At 61.4% G+C, this 17196-nt stretch carries 16 protein-coding genes and 1 tRNA gene; 11 read left to right on the forward strand and 6 right to left on the reverse strand.

Features of this window, described 5'->3' with window-relative positions; translation table 11 throughout:
* Positions 1-9: 9 nt before the first annotated feature.
* Positions 10-594 carry a peroxidase-related enzyme gene (locus tag M2375_RS05025; RefSeq protein ID WP_259164343.1) on the reverse strand — a complete coding sequence of 195 codons (585 nt, stop codon included), beginning with the start codon at positions 592-594 and terminating at the stop codon, positions 10-12.
* Between the two features lie 108 nt (positions 595-702).
* Positions 703-1146 carry a DUF192 domain-containing protein gene (locus M2375_RS05030; protein WP_259164778.1) on the reverse strand — a complete coding sequence of 148 codons (444 nt, stop codon included), beginning with the start codon at positions 1144-1146 and terminating at the stop codon, positions 703-705.
* 316 nt (positions 1147-1462) lie between these two features.
* Here M2375_RS05030 and icd point away from each other — a divergent pair, with 316 nt between their 5' ends.
* From icd to M2375_RS05085, 11 genes are all read left to right on the forward strand, one after another.
* Positions 1463-2728, forward strand: a complete 1266-nt coding sequence (gene icd, locus M2375_RS05035; RefSeq protein WP_259164345.1) for an NADP-dependent isocitrate dehydrogenase — start codon at positions 1463-1465, stop codon at positions 2726-2728.
* A gap of 61 nt (positions 2729-2789) precedes the next feature.
* On the forward strand, positions 2790-3428 hold the full coding sequence (locus M2375_RS05040; protein ID WP_259164346.1) for a trimeric intracellular cation channel family protein: 639 nt from the start codon (positions 2790-2792) through the stop codon (positions 3426-3428).
* 63 nt (positions 3429-3491) lie between these two features.
* The gene (locus M2375_RS05045; protein ID WP_259164347.1) at positions 3492-4043 is read left to right on the forward strand and encodes a DUF1439 domain-containing protein; all 552 of its coding nucleotides are present in this window, start codon (positions 3492-3494) and stop codon (positions 4041-4043) included.
* A 118-nt stretch (positions 4044-4161) separates the two neighbouring features.
* On the forward strand, positions 4162-5166 hold the full coding sequence (locus tag M2375_RS05050) for a sulfate ABC transporter substrate-binding protein (protein ID WP_259164348.1): 1005 nt from the start codon (positions 4162-4164) through the stop codon (positions 5164-5166).
* Positions 5167-5238: 72 nt separating this feature from the next.
* Positions 5239-6111, forward strand: a complete 873-nt coding sequence (gene cysT, locus M2375_RS05055) for a sulfate ABC transporter permease subunit CysT (protein ID WP_259164349.1) — start codon at positions 5239-5241, stop codon at positions 6109-6111.
* Between the two features lie 12 nt (positions 6112-6123).
* A complete protein-coding gene (gene cysW / locus M2375_RS05060; RefSeq protein WP_259164350.1) occupies positions 6124-7089 on the forward strand; it encodes a sulfate ABC transporter permease subunit CysW in 966 nt (321 codons plus the stop codon).
* A gap of 23 nt (positions 7090-7112) precedes the next feature.
* Positions 7113-8246: a sulfate/molybdate ABC transporter ATP-binding protein gene (locus M2375_RS05065; RefSeq protein ID WP_259164351.1), complete on the forward strand. Its 1134-nt coding sequence runs from the start codon at positions 7113-7115 to the stop codon at positions 8244-8246.
* A gap of 135 nt (positions 8247-8381) precedes the next feature.
* Positions 8382-8879 (forward strand): disulfide bond formation protein B, encoded by a 498-nt coding sequence (locus M2375_RS05070; protein WP_259164352.1) that lies wholly within the window; start codon positions 8382-8384, stop codon positions 8877-8879.
* Positions 8880-9098: 219 nt separating this feature from the next.
* Positions 9099-10172 carry an alcohol dehydrogenase gene (locus M2375_RS05075; protein WP_259164353.1) on the forward strand — a complete coding sequence of 358 codons (1074 nt, stop codon included), beginning with the start codon at positions 9099-9101 and terminating at the stop codon, positions 10170-10172.
* A gap of 282 nt (positions 10173-10454) precedes the next feature.
* Positions 10455-10531, forward strand: a tRNA-Arg gene (locus M2375_RS05080).
* A gap of 429 nt (positions 10532-10960) precedes the next feature.
* Positions 10961-11281 (forward strand): FHA domain-containing protein, encoded by a 321-nt coding sequence (locus tag M2375_RS05085; RefSeq protein WP_259164354.1) that lies wholly within the window; start codon positions 10961-10963, stop codon positions 11279-11281.
* Between the two features lie 163 nt (positions 11282-11444).
* Here the strand turns inward: M2375_RS05085 and M2375_RS05090 are convergent, their stop codons facing one another.
* The 4 genes from M2375_RS05090 to M2375_RS05105 all read right to left on the reverse strand — a co-directional run bounded on the left by M2375_RS05090 (position 11445) and on the right by M2375_RS05105 (position 16970).
* Positions 11445-11576 (reverse strand): hypothetical protein, encoded by a 132-nt coding sequence (locus M2375_RS05090; protein WP_259164356.1) that lies wholly within the window; start codon positions 11574-11576, stop codon positions 11445-11447.
* Positions 11577-11966: 390 nt separating this feature from the next.
* Positions 11967-13775, reverse strand: a complete 1809-nt coding sequence (locus M2375_RS05095; protein WP_259164357.1) for a M14 family metallocarboxypeptidase — start codon at positions 13773-13775, stop codon at positions 11967-11969.
* Between the two features lie 180 nt (positions 13776-13955).
* A complete protein-coding gene (locus M2375_RS05100) occupies positions 13956-15056 on the reverse strand; it encodes an endonuclease/exonuclease/phosphatase family protein (RefSeq protein WP_259164359.1) in 1101 nt (366 codons plus the stop codon).
* A gap of 114 nt (positions 15057-15170) precedes the next feature.
* Entirely contained in the window at positions 15171-16970 is a 1800-nt protein-coding gene (locus M2375_RS05105; protein ID WP_259164360.1) for a DEAD/DEAH box helicase, read from the reverse strand.
* Positions 16971-17196: the final 226 nt, after the last annotated feature.

Consider the following 17196-nt stretch of genomic DNA (forward strand, 5'->3'; position numbering starts at 1 on the left):
CCGCCCACCTCAGGTCTTGCTGCGGGGAATGCGGCCCATGAGATAGAACTCCTCATTGGGCTGCATGCCTGCAAAGCTGGCCATGCGGTTGCTCAGGCCAAAGAAGGCGGTGATCGCGGCGATGTCCCAGATGTCTTCGTCATCAAAGCCATGGGTGTGCAGGGCTTCAAAATCAGCGTCATCGACTTCTTGCGAGCGGGTGCAGACCTTCATCGCAAAATCCAGCATCGCGCGCTGGCGCGCAGAGATGTTGGTCTTGCGGTAGTTGACGGCGAGCTGGTCGGCCAGCATCGGGGCCTTGTCATAGATACGCACCAGTGCGCCATGCGCGACCACGCAGTACAGGCATTCGTTGTGGGCGCTGGTGACGGTGACGATCATCTCGCGCTCGGCCTTGCTCAGGCTGCTTTGCTCACGCTCCATCAGCGCATCGTGGTAGGCAAAAAAGGCGCGCCATTCCGCCGGGCGGCGTGCGAAGGCGAGGAACACATTGGGGATGAAGCCGGATTTTTCCTGCACCTGGGCGATGCGGGCCTGGATGTCTTCCGGCAGGCTTTTGAGATCGGGCAGGGGGTAGCGCGCGGTGGCTGCCATGGTTTGTCTCCACAGAGTTGTTCTGCGGACCATCATAGAGGCAAGCCCTGCGCCGGGCCTGCCTCTTGGTGACTGCCTCCAAGCGGTGGCAGCGGTGTCGGCGGTGGCTCAGGGTGCAGAAAAAGGCCGACCGCGCAGCTGGGTGCCCGCTGCAATGCCCTTTTGCTTGAACCAGCCCTGGTTCATCTCCAATACATAGCGCACCGGCTTGCTGGAGCAGTGCGAGTCTTCGCTCAAGGGCTGCATGTCGGCCAGATTGACGATGGTGCCGTCGTCGCTGACAAAGGCGGCCGTCAATGGCAAGAGGGTGTTCTTCATCCAGAAGCACTGCACGCCGGGCCGGTCAAACACAAACAGCATGCCTTCGTTGGCCGGCATCTCCTTGCGGAACATCAGGCCGATTTCCTTTTCGCGGGCCGTTTGCGCCACTTGCGCATGGATGCGGTGCATGCCCGCTGACAGTTCGGTGCGCGCCAAGCGCATCTGCGGCTCCCCGGTGGGCGCTGCCTGTTGTGCCGCTGCGGGCAGGGCGGCTGCCAAGGCGCAGGCCATGGCCGATGCCGCCAAGAAGCGCTGAACGAGGCGGGAAGATGGATTAGCCAGGGGGGTGGGGAACATGGTGGTCAAGACTCTCACAAAGCAAACCGCACGGACTGTGCAGCCGCAGCGCATGGCGCCATAGGCGGTTTTATACACCATGCCAGCGGCACTGCGGGCGCTGCGTGGGTGGCAAGGCGTTGTGTCCATTTGTCACGGTTTGGGCAATCAGGGGCTGGCGGGTATTTGTCGATAGAATCGTTGGCAGTAACACATGTGCCCCCTAGCTTGCTTCGGGTGGGCGAAGAATCAGTTTGGGAGATTTGTGACGATGCGTGCTCAACCTATCCAGCTGCCCGAGGGCGGACAGGCCATTACTGCCAACGAGGACCACAGCCTGTGTGTGCCTGACCAGCCCATCATTCCCTTCATCGAAGGCGATGGCGTGGGCCGTGACATCAGCCCGGTGATGCGCAAGGTGGTGGATGCTGCCGTCGCCCAGGCCTATGGCGGGTCCCGCCGCATTGCCTGGATGGAAGTCTTTGCCGGCGACAAGGCTGTTGCGCTCTATGGGGAAGACCAGAGCCTGCCCCAGGAAACCATGGATGCCATCGCCCAGTACCTGGTCGCCATCAAGGGGCCGCTGAACACGCCGGTGGGTGGCGGCATCCGCTCGCTCAATGTCACCCTGCGCCAGACCTTGGACCTGTATGTCTGCCTGCGGCCGGTGCGCTACTTTGAAGGCGTGCCCTCGCCGGTGCGCGAGCCGCACAAAACGCATATGGTGATCTTCCGCGAGAACTCCGAAGACATCTATGCTGGCATCGAGTTTGCCGCTGGCTCCGATATCGCCGTCAAGCTGATCGCCTTTTTGCAGCAGGAGATCGGCTCGCAGAAGATCCGCTTCCCGCACAGCTCGGGCATCGGCATCAAGCCCGTCTCGCGCGAAGGCACTGAGCGCCTGGTGCGCCAGGCCATCCAGTATGCGATCGACCATGACAAGCCCAGCGTGACCTTGGTGCACAAGGGCAACATCATGAAGTTCACCGAAGGCGCGTTCCGCGACTGGGGCTATGCGCTGGCCAAGAACGAGTTCGGCGCCGAAGTGATCGACGGCGGCCCCTGGATGCGGCTCAAAAGCCCCAAGGATGGCTCCGAGATCATCATCAAGGATGTGATTGCCGATGCCTTCTTGCAGCAGGTGCTGCTGCGCCCGGCGGATTACTCGGTGATTGCGACCCTCAATTTGAATGGCGACTACATCTCGGACGCGGTGGCCGCCCAGGTGGGCGGCATCGGTATTGCGCCCGGGGCCAATCTGTCGGACCGGGTCGCCGTGTTCGAGGCCACGCATGGCACGGCGCCCAAGTATGCGGGCAAGGACTATGTCAATCCCGGCTCGCTGATCCTGTCGGCCGAGATGATGCTGCGCCACATCGGCTGGACCGAGGCGGCGGATCTGATCATTGCTGCCATGGAGGCCACCATTGCCTCCAAGCGCGTGACCTACGACTTTGCGCGGCTGATGGACGGTGCCACCCAGGTGAGCACCTCGCGCTTTGGCGACGAGATGATCAGCCATATGCAACCGGCCTGAGCCACCGCGCCGCCTGGCGTGCTGGCGCACGCAGGTGGTGCCCCGCTTGTTGCCCATGGCCATGGACACACCCCACATCATTGACACGGCCCGCCAGGTGCTGGAGATTGCCGCGACCATCGCGTTTGCGCTGTCCGGGGTGATCAAGGCAGCGCACAAAAAGCTCGATGTGGTGGGGGTCTGCGTGGTGGCTTTTGTGGCCGCTTTTGGCGGCGGCACCTTGCGCGATCTGCTGCTGGACCAGCGGCCCTTTTTCTGGGTGCGTCAGGAGACCTTTGTCTGGGTGATCCTGGGCATTAGCCTGCTGGCCATCGTGTTTTTGCGGCAGCGCCATTTTGCGCTGACGGAGCGCGCCATGCTCTGGCCCGATATGCTGGGCCTGGGCCTGTTTGCGGCTGTGGGCGTGGACATGGCTGCCGAACAGGGCCTGCCGCCACTTATCTGCGTGATGATGGGCGTGATCACCGGGGTGTTCGGCGGAGTGCTGCGGGATGTGATGTGCGGTGAGATCCCGCAGGCCTTTCGCGACCACCAGCCTTATGCGGTCTGTGCCTTTGTGGGCGGCTGGGTGGATTTGCTGCTGCGCAGCTCGCCCGTGCCCGAGATGGCGCCCATGCTGGGTTGTGTGTTCGTCACGGCCGGGCTGCGGGCGATTGCGTTGTGGCGCCACTGGCGGCTTCCGAGCTGGCGGGTGGATTAGCAAGGATTGGCGCAGGCCTCCATGGCGGGGCCGCGTGGTTAAGGCAAGAGGAGTTGTGCAGGCATGGGTAAAAAATTGACATGGTCACTGTTGGCGCTGCTGGCCTTGGTGGGCGCGGCTGCGATCTGGTACCTGGCGGGGAAAACCTACGAAATCCGCATCAGCCAGGCGCAGCTGGAGCAAAAACTGGCCGAGCGCCTGCCGCTGACCCAGCGTTATCCGCTGGTCTCCGTCACCATGGCGCAGCCCCGGGTGCATTTGAACGAGGACAGCGAGCGTGTCGACTTCGGTCTGCACATGACCGTCAACACCAATACCAGCGGCAGCCAGCTGCTGGGTGCGCAGATCGATGTGTCTGCCTCCCTGCGCTATGACGCTGAACGCGGGGCGATCTTTCTGGACCAGCCGGTGATGGACAAGCTGGTGGTGCAGGGCCTGGATGAGCGACGCACCGCCATGGCGCAGGTCGCGCTGGAGGCTGCGATGGCTTCCTTCCTGGCGCAGCAACCGGTCTACACGCTCAATGCATCGGATACCCGCCAGCGTGTTGCGCGCATGGCAGTGCGAGACATCAAGGTGGACAAGGGCGTGCTCGTTGTCATTCTGGGCCTGTGATACCGCGCTTTTTCTTTATTCCAAAAACACCATAAATTAACAAGAATATATTCGTTTGAGTTTTAAGTACAAAAGTCCACAATTTGCTACATCACTTCATACAAAGGGGTAGCAGAACATGAAATTGGGTGGATTCAAATCTTTGGTGGTTGCCGCAGCGGTGGTAGCCAGTGGTTCGGCGCTGGCACAAAACCAGTTGCTCAATGTCTCGTATGACGTGGCCCGTGAGTTCTACAAAGACTACAACACCGCTTTTATCGCCCATTACAAGAAGACCAAGGGCGTGGACATCAAGGTGGACCAGTCGCATGGCGGCTCCAGCGCCCAGGCGCGTGCCGTGTCTGAAGGCCTGGCCGCCGATGTGGTGACCTTCAACACCACCACCGATGTGGAGTTTCTGGCCGAAAAGGGCGTGGTCGCCAAGGACTGGGCCAAGAAGTTTCCCAATGACGCATCGCCGACCACCTCGACCATGCTGTTTCTGGTGCGCAACGGCAACCCCAAGGGCATCAAGGATTGGGACGACCTGATCAAGCCCGGCGTGCAGGTGGTGGTCGTCAACCCCAAGCTGGGTGGCAACGGCCGCTACGCCTATCTGGCAGCCTGGGGCCAGGCGCGTGAAAAGGGCGGCTCGGACGCCGATGCGCAGGCCTACATCAGCAAGCTGTACAAGAACGTGCCCGTGCTGGCCAAGGGCGGGCGTGATGCGACGGCCGCCTTCCTGCAGCGCAATGTGGGCGATGTGCTGATCACCTTTGAATCGGAAGTGGTGTCGATCGACCGCGAGTTTGGCAAGGGCAAGGTCGATCCGGTCTACCCATCGGTGAGCATCACCGCAGAAAACCCGGTGGCCGTGGTCGAACGCACGGTCGAGAAAAAGGGCACCGCTGAGCTGGCCAAGGCCTACCTGGATTTCCTCTACTCGGATGAAGGCCAGGAGATTGCCGCCAACCATGCGATCCGCCCGCGCAGCGAAGCGGTGCTGAAAAAGCACGCCGATATTTTCAAACCGATCAAGCAGTTCACTGTCGGCAAGTACTTTGGCAGCTTGGGCGAAGCGCAGAAGACCCACTTTGGGGATGGCGGCTACTTCGACAAGCTGTTCACCGAACCCAAGAAGTGATGAGCCAGCAGCAGCGCCCGCCAGTCGGGCGCTGACTGCGTATTTCCTGTAGATTTTTGCCGATCGGATTCCATGTCAGCTGCTACCACTGCCTCGGCCCCGGCCGTGCCCAGTGCCAAACGCCGAGGCGCCAAACGGGTGCTGCCGGGTTTTGGACTTACCCTGGGTTACACCATTTTTTACCTCAGCATCATTGTGCTGATCCCGCTGGCCACTTTGCTGTTCAAGACTTTTGAGCTGACCTGGTCGCAATTCTGGACGACGATTTCAGCCCCCATCGCCGTAGCCGCTTACAAGGTCACCTTTGGTGCCTCGGCGATTGCTGCACTGGTGAACCTGGTGTTTGGCATGCTGATCGCCTGGGTGCTGGTGCGTTACCAGTTTGCTGGCAAGAAGATTGTCGATGCCCTGGTCGATCTGCCCTTTGCCTTGCCCACCGCCGTTGCGGGTATCTCGCTGACCGCCTTGCTGGCCGACAACGGCTGGATTGGGCAGCTGTTCGCGCCCTTGGGTATCCAGCTGGTGTTCAACCGCGTCGGTATCGTGTTTGCGCTGATCTTTATCGGCCTGCCCTTTGTGGTGCGCACGGTGCAGCCGGTGCTGGAAGACTTTGAAAAAGAACTGGAAGAGGCCGCCGGCAGCCTGGGTGCATCGCGCTGGCAGACCTTCTACAAGGTGATCTTGCCCGCCATCGGCCCCGCGCTGCTGACCGGCTTTGCCATGGCGTTTGCCCGTGCAGTGGGCGAGTACGGCTCGGTGATCTTTGTCTCCAACAACATTCCGATGGAGTCCCAGATCACGCCCTTCGTCATCATGGCCAAGCTGGAGCTGCATGACTATGCCGGCGCCACTGCCATTGCGATGGTGATGCTGGTGATCTCTTTCGTGCTCTTGCTGCTCATCAATGGCTTGCAGAGCTGGCAGCGCAAGCGTTCGGGGGCCTAAGCCATGCCAACCATGTATCTTGTATTGATTGCCGTCGTTGTGGTGGTGCTGGGCACGGTGCTTGCGCGCTACCGCTATGTGGCCCGCCACGAGCCCGAAGAGCAAAGCACGGTCACGGAGCCGCGCTGGGTGCGCTGGACGTTGACCGGCATCGCGCTGACCTTCATGCTGCTGTTTTTGCTGCTGCCCTTGGTTGCTGTGTTTGTCGAGGCGCTGCGCAAGGGCTGGGACACCTATGCCGCTGCGCTGACCGAGCCCGATGCCTGGTCGGCCATTAAGCTGACCTTGATTACTGCCCTGATTGCGGTGCCGCTGAACCTGGTGTTTGGTGTGGCTGCGGCCTGGGCCATTGCCAAGTTCGAGTTCAAGGGCAAGGCCTTGCTGACCTCGCTGGTGGATTTGCCGTTTTCGGTGTCGCCGGTGGTGGCAGGCCTGACCTATGTGCTGCTGTTTGGCGCCAACGGCTGGTTTGGTGCCTGGCTGGAGGCCCATGACCTGAAGGTGATCTTTGCGGTGCCTGGCATTGTGCTGGCCACCGTGTTCGTCACCTTCCCCTTTATTGCCCGGGAGCTGATCCCGCTGATGCAGGCCCAGGGCAATGACGAGGAGCAAGCCGCCATTGTGCTGGGCGCCACCGGCTGGCAGACCTTTTGGCGGGTGACCCTGCCCAATATCAAATGGGGCTTGCTGTATGGCGTGATTCTGTGCAATGCGCGGGCCATGGGCGAGTTCGGTGCGGTGTCCGTCGTCTCGGGCAGTATCCGTGGCCAGACCAATACCATTCCGCTGCATGTCGAGATCTTGTACGCCGACTTCCAGTCCTCTGCGGCCTTTGCGGTGGCGTCCTTGCTGGCTTTGCTGGCGCTGGTGACGCTGGTGCTCAAGTCGATCGCCGAATGGCGCGCCGAGAAGGAGCACAAGCAGGCCGCGAGTCTGCCCCCTGAACGTCCCCGCGATGACAGCGCAGTCACGGCATAAACACGGTATTTTCGAGGTCGGATATGAGCATTGAAATTCAAAATATCTCCAAGTCGTTTGGCAGCTTTCAGGCGCTGAACAATGTCAACCTGGATATCAAATCGGGCGAATTGATTGCGCTGCTTGGCCCCTCGGGCTGCGGCAAAACCACCTTGCTGCGCATCATCGCGGGCCTGGAGTCTGCCGACCAGGGCACCATCCAGTTCAGCGGTGAAGACACCACCGATGTACATGTGCGCAACCGCAACGTGGGCTTTGTTTTCCAGCACTACGCGCTGTTCCGTCACATGACGGTGTTCGAGAACGTGGCCTTTGGTCTGCGCATCAAACCCCGCAAGGAGCGGCCCAGCGAGGCCCAGATCCGCGAGAAGGTGATGAGCCTGCTCAAGCTCGTGCAGCTCGACTGGATCGCCGACCGCTATCCCTCGCAGCTGTCGGGCGGTCAGCGCCAGCGTATTGCGTTAGCACGCGCGCTGGCGGTGGAGCCCAAGGTGCTGCTGCTCGATGAGCCCTTTGGTGCGCTGGACGCCAAGGTGCGCAAGGAATTGCGCCGCTGGCTGCGCCGCCTACACGATGAGCTGCATGTGACCAGTATCTTTGTGACCCATGACCAGGAAGAGGCGCTGGAAGTGGCCGACCGGGTGGTGGTGATCAACAAGGGCCAGATCGAGCAGGCCGGCACCCCGCAGGAAGTCTGGGACAGCCCGGCCAGCCCTTTCGTTTACGGCTTCTTGGGCGATGTGAACCTGTTCCGAGGCCGTGCCACCGATGGGCATACCGTGGTGGCAGGGGGCGTGCAGATCGATTCGCCCGAATTTGCCTCGGCCAACAATGCCCAGGCCCTGGCCTATGTGCGCCCCCATGAGCTGGATGTGGAGCGCTATTCGCCCGGCCAGGAAAAGGACGCCGATGGCCGCCAGCGCGGCATTGTCGTGCAGCTGGAGCGCGCCATTGTGGTCGGCCCCATCGCGCGGCTGGAACTTATTGCCATCGATGGGCACCAAGCCCAAGGTGCCGAGGCTTCGGACAGCGACAAGCTCATTGAGGCGCAGATTTCTGCGCAACAGTTCAAAGCCATGGGCCTGAAGGAAGGCGAGACGCTGGTGGTGACACCACGCCAAGCCCGAGTTTTTCTCGATCAAGCAGCCAATATCTAGTGCCCTGACGCTCGCGCCTGCGCCTGAAGCTGTGAGACCCGGTTCTGCCCCTTGGGGCGGGGCCGGTTTTCTGGTTTTGGGCCCCTGCAGGTCTGTACGCGTAAGATGGCGGGATTGGCAGCATAAGGACATGACTTGAACTGGATCTGGAACGCACCGCGCCGCACGTTGGCGCTGATTTTTGTGGCCTGCGCGGCCATGCTGGCTTTTGGCATGTATTTGCAGCACGTGGTGGGGCTGGAGCCTTGTCCGATGTGCATCGTGCAGCGCTACTGCCTGATTGCGGTGGGTGTGCTGGCGCTGCTGGGCAGCCTCAAGCCGTCCACAGCCGGCTGGTGGAAAAGCTTTGGCGGGCTGGCGCTGCTGTTTTCTGCGTTTGGCGCCTTCACTGCGGCGCGCCAGAGCTGGCTGCAATGGAACCCGCCCGAGTTCGCCACCTGCGGCCGTGATTTCTACGGCATGATCGAGAACTACCCCATCAGCCGCTCGCTGCCGATGATCTTCCGTGGCTCGGGCGATTGCACCGCCATCGACTGGACCTTCCTGGGCCTGTCGATTGCCAACTGGTCCTTCATCGCTTTTGCGGTATTCACCGTGGTGCTGCTGTTGGCCTTGTTCAAAGCCAAGCGCTAAGCTTCTCCGATCTGCATTCCGACGCCCCTTTCGAGGGGCGTTTTTCATGCCCGAAGGAGGGCGCGGGAATACCCGCTAAGCCTTTATCGCCAAGGCGACTGGCGCGCGCGGTGCCAGCTTGTATTGCAAAACAGCGGCACTAATATGCTCATCTGTCAGGCATCGAGATGGGCAGGAACTGCCCGGCTCACTACAACCAACAAGCAACAAGGAGATCGCATGATCAGCTATGACGTCACAGGCTTTGGTGAACCACTGGTGCGCAGCGAGCGCCCCACCCCCGTACCGACCGGAGACCAGGTGCTGGTGCGCATCGAGGCGGCGGGGGTGTGCCACTCGGACCTGCATATCTGGCATGGCGAGTACGACCTGGGCAATGGCAAAAAGCTGTCGATGGCCGACCGTGGCATGAAGCTGCCGCTGACACTGGGCCATGAGATTGCTGGCGAAGTCGTGGCCATGGGCCCGGATGCCAAGGGCGTGGAGATCGGCAAGCGCTATGTCGTCTTCCCCTGGCATGGCTGCGGCGAATGCAAGGTCTGCAAGCGCGGCGATGAGAACCTGTGCCTGGCTGGCAAATCGATGGGCGTGTACCAAAACGGCGGCTACGCCGACCATGTGCTGGTCAACCATGCTTACTACCTGGTGGATATTGGCGACATGCCCGCCGAGCGTGCCGCGCCCTATGCCTGCTCGGGCCTGACCACCTACAGCGCCATCAAGAAGATCGACCCCCAGGTGTTCAAGGACGAGAAGATCGTGCTGTTTGGCGCCGGTGGCCTGGGCCTGATGGCGATCTTGCTGATGAAGGCTATGGGCGGCGCCGGCGTCGTGGTGATCGAGCCCGATGCCAGCAAGCACGCCGCTGCGCTGAACGCGGGAGCGGACGTGGTCATTGATCCGAAATCTCCGGATTTCATCGCGCAGGTCAAGCAGGCTGCGGGTGGCGCGGTCTGGGCCATCATCGACTGCGTGGGCTCCAGCCAGACGGTGCAGCAAGGCATCGACATGCTGACCAAGGGCGGCCACCTGGTGCAAATTGGCCTGTTTGGCGGCCATGTGGACCTGCCCACCCCCACGCATGCGATCCGCGCCATCACCTACCAAGGCACCTATGTCGGCAACCTGGGCGATCTGCGTGAGCTGATCGCCTTGGTGCGCGACAAGAACCTCAGCCCCGTGCCGACCACCTGCATGCATTTCAGCAAAGCTTTCTCGGCACTGGTGGCGCTGGAGCAGGGCAAAGCAGTGGGCCGGCTCATGCTGACCCCGCACGAAGAGGCAGTCGCCTAAAGGTCAGGCATGCAGATCGGGCGGCAGGCCTCGCCCGATCAGCCGGTGTCCAGCTGACACCGTCAAAGCTATGCGGCAAGGTAACCTGGGAGCCTGCTCGCTGGGTTGCCGAAAGCGGCAGGGGTAAGCCCAGCGAGGAACCCGGCTTTCAATGCCAAGAATGCGCAGCAATTTGCGGGCATAATAACGGATGGTCATGAAGCCTCTGCCTACGGCAAAGCGCGCTGCATACAGCCCCGGCAAGGTTCGTGCGCATGTCCATCTACTTGATCAATCAAGCATCTGCCCGTAGCTCAGTTGGATAGAGCAACAGCCTTCTAAGCTGTGGGTCACTGGTTCGATCCCAGTCGGGCAGGCCACCTCAGCATCACACATGGCAGCCAGTTCTCCCGAATGCCAAGGCAAGTCGGCGTAGGTCTCTGCTGCTGTTTGCGCATGGCCTCTAACACTCCGCTCTCCGCTCCATCCGAGAGGGCATGGGCTCTGCAGGCCATCCCTGGAACGTCTGCGCACAATAACCACTGAGTTGGCTTGTGGCTTGTGGCTTGTGGCTTGTGGTTGGCGGTGCTGCGCAAGCGGTATTGGTGGCGGCTTTGGCGAGTGCCCTTTGTGTCGACGTTGGGCGGTGCTGGCAGCGTTCAAATGCCCAGCGTTTCGCAACGGCGCCGATAGATTCCATGCATTGGGATCGGCTATAACAATTATTGTTAATCTATATCAAAATTTATCAAACAATAGGTGCATAATCCGGCCATCGTAGAAATTCGCCAGTGCCTCAGGGGCTCAGTATGTTGCCGGAAATCCTTGTTCGTTCAGATCTTCAATCGCCTCCCCGCGCCATCCAGCTGGAGCGCGGCTGCACGGGTATCGGTCGGGGCAGAAGCAGTGGTGTTTTTCTGAGCGACCCGAGCATCAGCCGTGACCATGGCGCATTCAGTTACTACATCGGCCTTTTGATGGTCGAGGACCACGACAGCACCAATGGCATCTTCGTCAATGGACAACGTGTCAAACGGCAGGTGTTGTATGCCGGTGATCAGGTGTCGATGGGTCCGTTCGAGATTGTGGTCAAGTCTGGCTCCGTCCGCTCCGCCCAAGCGGATAACTGAGCGCCTGAACAAAGGCAATTCCACGGGTCTGGCACTGCAGCCATTTCCCATCAACAAAGCCCGCAATTGCGGGCTTTGTGCTGCATGCCATGGCATGCGTTAAGGGGGCCGTTGGCAAGTCAGCCCGCTAGCGGAACTGCTTGGCTGGCTGGCAACCGGGGGCTTAGCGCATCAGCGCGAGCGACATGCCTTCGTGTGTGGCGTGGTCCACTGCTTCCTGTGCGGTTTCGAACAGTGTGCTGAAGGTGTAGATGGTGTCTTGTGCCAGCGCGCCCTGGCCAGATTTGAGCGACACGGCGCTTCTGAACTTGCCGTCAGCCTGCTGGCAGACGCCAGGGGATACGAAATAGCGAGAGATTTTTGGGGCGTTTTTGAAAAATTGGAACATGTTTACGCGCTCCGCCGCTGTACGGTGGAGCATAGTGCGCCAGACATAAAAACAGAAATACGGGAAAAAGCCGAACCTAGGAATTTATTATGGCTTGTGGCTTGCCTAGGGGGTGGGCGAGAGCGGCAGAGGTGCCGGGCGCCAGAATATAGAAGTCAGACATGGGGGCAAGCAGACCCAGGTCGATCCACCAGTATAGCAGTATTTTTAAAATGCTGCTCGTGGTCGAATGCTCTCACCCGCGCCGGGGTGCTTGCAGGTGTTCTGCACAGCACACCCGAGCACGGGTGTCGGGCCTTAATCCGTCTCTTCGTACACCAGGGAGGGGTTGTTCATCGAGCGGGCCACATCGTTGAGGCTGGGAATGATGTGGTTGGCGAAAAAGCTGCTTTGTGTATCGGGCTCCAATGCGGCGATCGCCACATTGGCCAGCGACTGGTTCAACGGCACGTAGAAGCTGCCTTCTGGCACATCAATGGCAACGCGCTCGAGCGCTACCTTGACACGTTCTACGTTCTGCGCGCCAGGGCCTAGCACGTCGCTTTTGGCGCTGCTGCTGCGTTCTTGCTCCTGGTAGGTGTCGGCCAGCAGGTTGCCCGGTTCGGCAATGCGCAGCACCTGCAGGCCCAGGGCGCGGAGCTTGTCCACCGCATCGGTGGCATTGCCGGCCAGCCAGTAGCCGCAGGGCCGTGCTCGCGTCGGTCCGGGGCGCAGTTTGACGGACGAGTGCCAGTCCACTTCCTGCTGCATGTCTTCGCCGGTTTGCGGGTCAATAAAGATCACGCGGCGCTTTTCTGTGGTCTGCTGCGATTCCAGGCTGAACTCGCCCCGGCAGGCCTGAGATGCGATGTCTCGGTTGACAAAGGTGCGCACCTGCTCCAGCTCCTTGGTGCGTTGGGCGGTGGTTTGCAGTGCTGAGGCGATGGCGGTGTATTGGCCGTGCACGCGGCGCTGTATGTGGGCGCGGCCAATGCCGACACCGCGTGTCTCGACCAGCATGGTCGCCGCGTTCTTGAGGGCATTGACATTGCGGCCGGTGTCCGCGCGCACGCCGCCCATCGACAGGGACAGATCCTGGGGATCCCGCGTGGTGGTGTAGTACCAGTTGGTGGTTTGCCCTTGCTCGGTCAGCGCCTTTTGCATGGGCAGCAGATACCATTCGTTGGCTGCCTTGCCAATGAACTCATGCACATTGGCGGTGCTAGGCGTTTGCAGTAGCGCGTCATAGCGCTGCACGCCTTTGAACTTCTCCAGGTAGCGGCCCGCCACGGTGAACTCATGAGCATCGAAAACTGCCATGGGCCGGTAGTTGCGGCTGAGTTTGGCCAGCGCCTGCGCCTCGGGTGTTTGCAGCAGCAGGTGGTCGCGGTTCATGTCCAGGCCATTGGAGGTGGTGCGCCGGTTAGCGGCAGCACCATCGGGGTTGGCGCGCGGCACCAGCAGCACATTGATTTTGTCCAGCACGGATGACAAGGGGCCTTGCGCCAGGTCCTGGGCCAGGGCCAGCAAGGCTTCGCTGCCAGCGGGCTCATCGCCATGCTGCTGGCCGATGAGCAGGACCGTGGGGCGGTTGCTGGCGTCCAGGTCATGCAAGCTGGTGCTGGTGGCGCGGGTCAGCAGCAGCGCCAAAATGGGCTGGCCTTCCTGGGAGGTGCCAGCGGTGATCAGCTCGGATTTGGTGCCATTGGCCTGGCTGCCGGATCCCAGCTGGCGCAGCATTTGGCCCAATTCAGCGTTGCTGGTGTAGGTCGTGCGGCCTGCGCCCAGGCCTGGCGTGCTGTAGCGGCGTTCGGGGTCGGGGAATCTGGCAGCGACTTCTGCGCTTTCCTGCCAACCGCTGAGCGGGCTGCCCTGCAGTGGGACAGACTCTATGGGGCTGGAGATGACGCCGGAACTGCCCACACCAGGAATCTGCACGGGGCTGGGGCCACTGGCGGGCTTGGTGGTGACGGTGCCTGGGCTGGGTTGGCCGGAGATGGGCGTGCTGTTCCAAGTCGGCAGCGGTGTGCTGGAGCACGCCGTGAGCGCGAGCGCCGCTGCTATGACCGTCAGGCTGCTCCAGGCGGGCATGCGGTGGTTTGAGGTGGATGCTGCATCGGGTTTCATCATTGTTGTGCGTGACGAATCACGGCCCTCCTGAAAAATACGTGTGCCATTATGCAAAGCGGTATGCCGCTGTTGCGTAGGATGGGTGCGAAACAATGGTCATCGGCGCGCTTTTTTCCAACGGCCGCCGGCACCAGCACATGCGGATGCGGTGCTCAGCAGCAGTAGGGCGCTGGCGCCTCAGACGCCATCCGGCGAATGCTCGAATGTAACAGCCGAATCAAGATGGGCTGACGAATTCCCGGCCGCATCCCCCGGCGAAGGAATGCGCATACGTAACAGAGCGCGTACAAAACCATGGTCCGAGCGGCTGCGGTCACGGCCTTCGTGGAGATGGTCATTGAAATAATCGACACGGCGCACATCGCCCACCGCATGGCGGCTGCGGGGATCAAACTCTTCGCTGACCAAAATCTGGTCGAGCACCGCAGGTGCGCCCTGGTAGACATGGGAATAGGCGACATCTTTTTTCAGCGCCGCATCGCCCAGCAGATCGTAGGCGTTGAACAGGGCGCGATCGCGGGCCTTGCGGTCATAGGCCACTTCGGCGCTGGCCGAGATCATTTGTGTGGTCACGCTATCGGGGGTGTCGTTGAAGTCCCCCATGACTACCAGCGGCATACGCGTGTGGCGCAGCAGATCGATCACCAGGCAGCGAAGTGCAGTCGCTTCCACGCCGCGCATGACCAGCGAGCGCAGCGAGGCCAGTGCTGCGATTTTGGGGTTATCCCGGTCTTCCAGTGGGTTGCCCGCTGCATCCAGCAAAAACTTGGGGCGTTTGGATTTGAGGTGGCAGGTGAGCACGGTCAGAATCTGGCCATGCTTCATCTGCAGGGTAGCCACCAGGGGCGGCCGCTCAAAGCTGGTGTGCACGCCCAGGCCGGGGATGGGTTGGCCCAGGCCAGCGGGGAAATCCGCGAAAGAGCGCAGCGCCAGTACCTTGAGCCGCGTCGCCAGGCCCACGCGCGGTGTGCCGTTCGCGCCGCTGCGGCCCTGCGTGTTCTCGGCGCCTGGCACGGCTGCAAAGTGGTAGTGCAGTCCGCTGGCAGCCAGTGCGTCGGTCAGTGCAGCCTCGTCCCAGACCTCTTGCACGGCCAGGATATCGGCATTGAGTGCCTGGAAGCGACCGCCCAGCCACTGCAGCTTGCGCGCATACTGCACGCGGGTGTAGGGCACCTGGTTGGCATAGAACTCCCGCTCTGGCAGTGCCAGATTCAACAGGTTGCAGGTAGCGACGGTCAGCGTGTCTGGCGCAAGCGAGGATGGAGAGGGGGAGGGCATAAGAAAAGGCCGCATAAGAATCTGGTTCTAATGCGGCCTTACCCTAGCGGAATTGGGCTTTGAAATCAACCGCCATGCATGGATGGCGATGGGAGACGGTGCCCTGACCGTTGTTTAACGCGAGAACGAATGGTTGCGACCGCCTCGGCCAGCACCGCCGCCACCGCCACCACCGTTGCGGTTGCCACCGCCAAAGCCGCCGCGGCGACCGCGTTCGGCCATGCTGTCCACGCTGGTGCGCATGGGGTCGGGCTGGGCAGCGCCACTGCGGCGATGGTCGCGGCCATCTACCGTGCCACCAAACTGCGTACCCAGGTGGGCATCAGCGCGGGGTTGGCGATCATTCTCCGGGCGTGGGCCACGGCTGGCACCGGCACCACCTTGGCGGGGGCCTTGACCTTGGCCTTGTGGCTGGCGCTGCTGGCCGCTTGGGCCTCGGCCTTCACCACCGCCTGCATGGCGCGGGGCTTGGCGGCCATCGCGGCGTGGTGGACGTGGGTCGCGGCGGGCTTGCTCCGAACCTTCGCCTGCAAATTCTGCAGCACCTTCAGCGCGCGCGCCACGGGGGGCACTGCGCTTGGCATTGCTGCGCTGGCCACCGCCTGCGTTGCTACCAGGGGCGCGAGCCACCTTGTTGGTGCGCACGCGCTCCATCATCTCTTGGCGTGCCGCCTTGGCGGCTGCCTGCATCACATCACGGCTAGGGGGCTTGCCGGCACCGCCCCAGATGGTCTGGCGGCCCATGGCAATCGGTTCGGCCTTTTCGCCGTCTTCCGGGCCAAAGCCTTCGAGCAGTTGCACGGGGATGTCTTGCTTGGTGAAGCGCTCAATGTCCATCATGAAGCCTTCTTCATCCATGCACACCAGGCTCACGGCATTGCCTTCGCGGCCCGCGCGGCCGGTACGGCCAATGCGGTGCACATAGTCTTCCGAGACATTGGGGATCTCGTAGTTGACCACGTTGGGCAATTCATCAATGTCGATACCGCGTGCAGCAATATCGGTGGCCACCAAGGCGCGCAGGTCGCCGGACTTGAAGCCTTCAAGGGCCTGCGTGCGGGCGCTTTGGCTCTTGTTGCCGTGCAGCGCCATGGCAGTGACGCCATTTTTGCTCAGGTACTCGGCCACGTTGTTGGCGCCGAACTTGGTGCGGGTGAACACCAGCACCTGGCTCCAGTTGTTCTCTTGCACGATGTGCAGCAGAACCTGCTTTTTCTTGCCGCGACCCACGGGGTGGATCACCTGCTTGATGCGCTGCACCGTGGTGTTGCGCGGCGTCACCTGGATGGACTGGGGGTTCTTCAAGAGGCCGCTGGCCAACTCGCGAATTTCGTCGCTGAAGGTGGCCGAGAACAGCAGGCTTTGCTTGTCCTTGGGCACCATCGCCAGCACTTTTTTCACGTCATGGATGAAGCCCATGTCGAGCATGCGGTCGGCTTCGTCGAGCACCAGGATCTCGACCGTGGACAGGTCCAGAAAGCCTTGTTGCTGCAGATCGAGCAGACGGCCGGGGGTGGCGACCAGTACATCGACACCCTTTTTGATGCGGTCGATCTGTGGGTTCATGCCAACACCGCCAAAAATGACGGTGGACTTGATGTCGAGGTGGGTGGCGTATAGGCGCACGTTCTCTTCGACCTGCGCCGCCAGCTCACGGGTTGGAGCCAGGATCAGCGCACGGATGGCCTTATTGCCCCACTTGTTGCGGCTGCCCTCGGATTCGGTCAGGCGCTGCAGCATAGGCAGGGTGAAGGCGGCCGTTTTGCCGGTGCCGGTCTGTGCGCCTGCCAGCAAATCGCAGCCTTGCAGCACGAGAGGGATGGCTTGGGCTTGGATGGGGGTAGGCGTGTCGTAGCCTTGCTCGCGCACAGCCTGCAGAATGGCTGGTGCCAGATTCAGTTCTTCAAAGTTCATTGGATCAGATGCGTCCAACCTGGACGCTGGGTATCGGCCATGTCTAAGCAATTTTTTGGAATAATTGCCGCCAGTCAGATAGGCAGATGGGTTCAAAGAGGGAGCCCGGAACTGTGTCCATCGTCCCCAGCATTAGCGCTGAAGTCCTAGGCAACTGGAGCCTTTGACTGTGGGTATTGTCGCATGCACCGATAATCCCCGGGTGGCCGCGATCAAAAATCGCATA

The sequence above is a fragment of the Comamonas sp. BIGb0152 genome (genome assembly GCF_024809975.1).
GTDB lineage: Bacteria > Pseudomonadota > Gammaproteobacteria > Burkholderiales > Burkholderiaceae_C > Comamonas.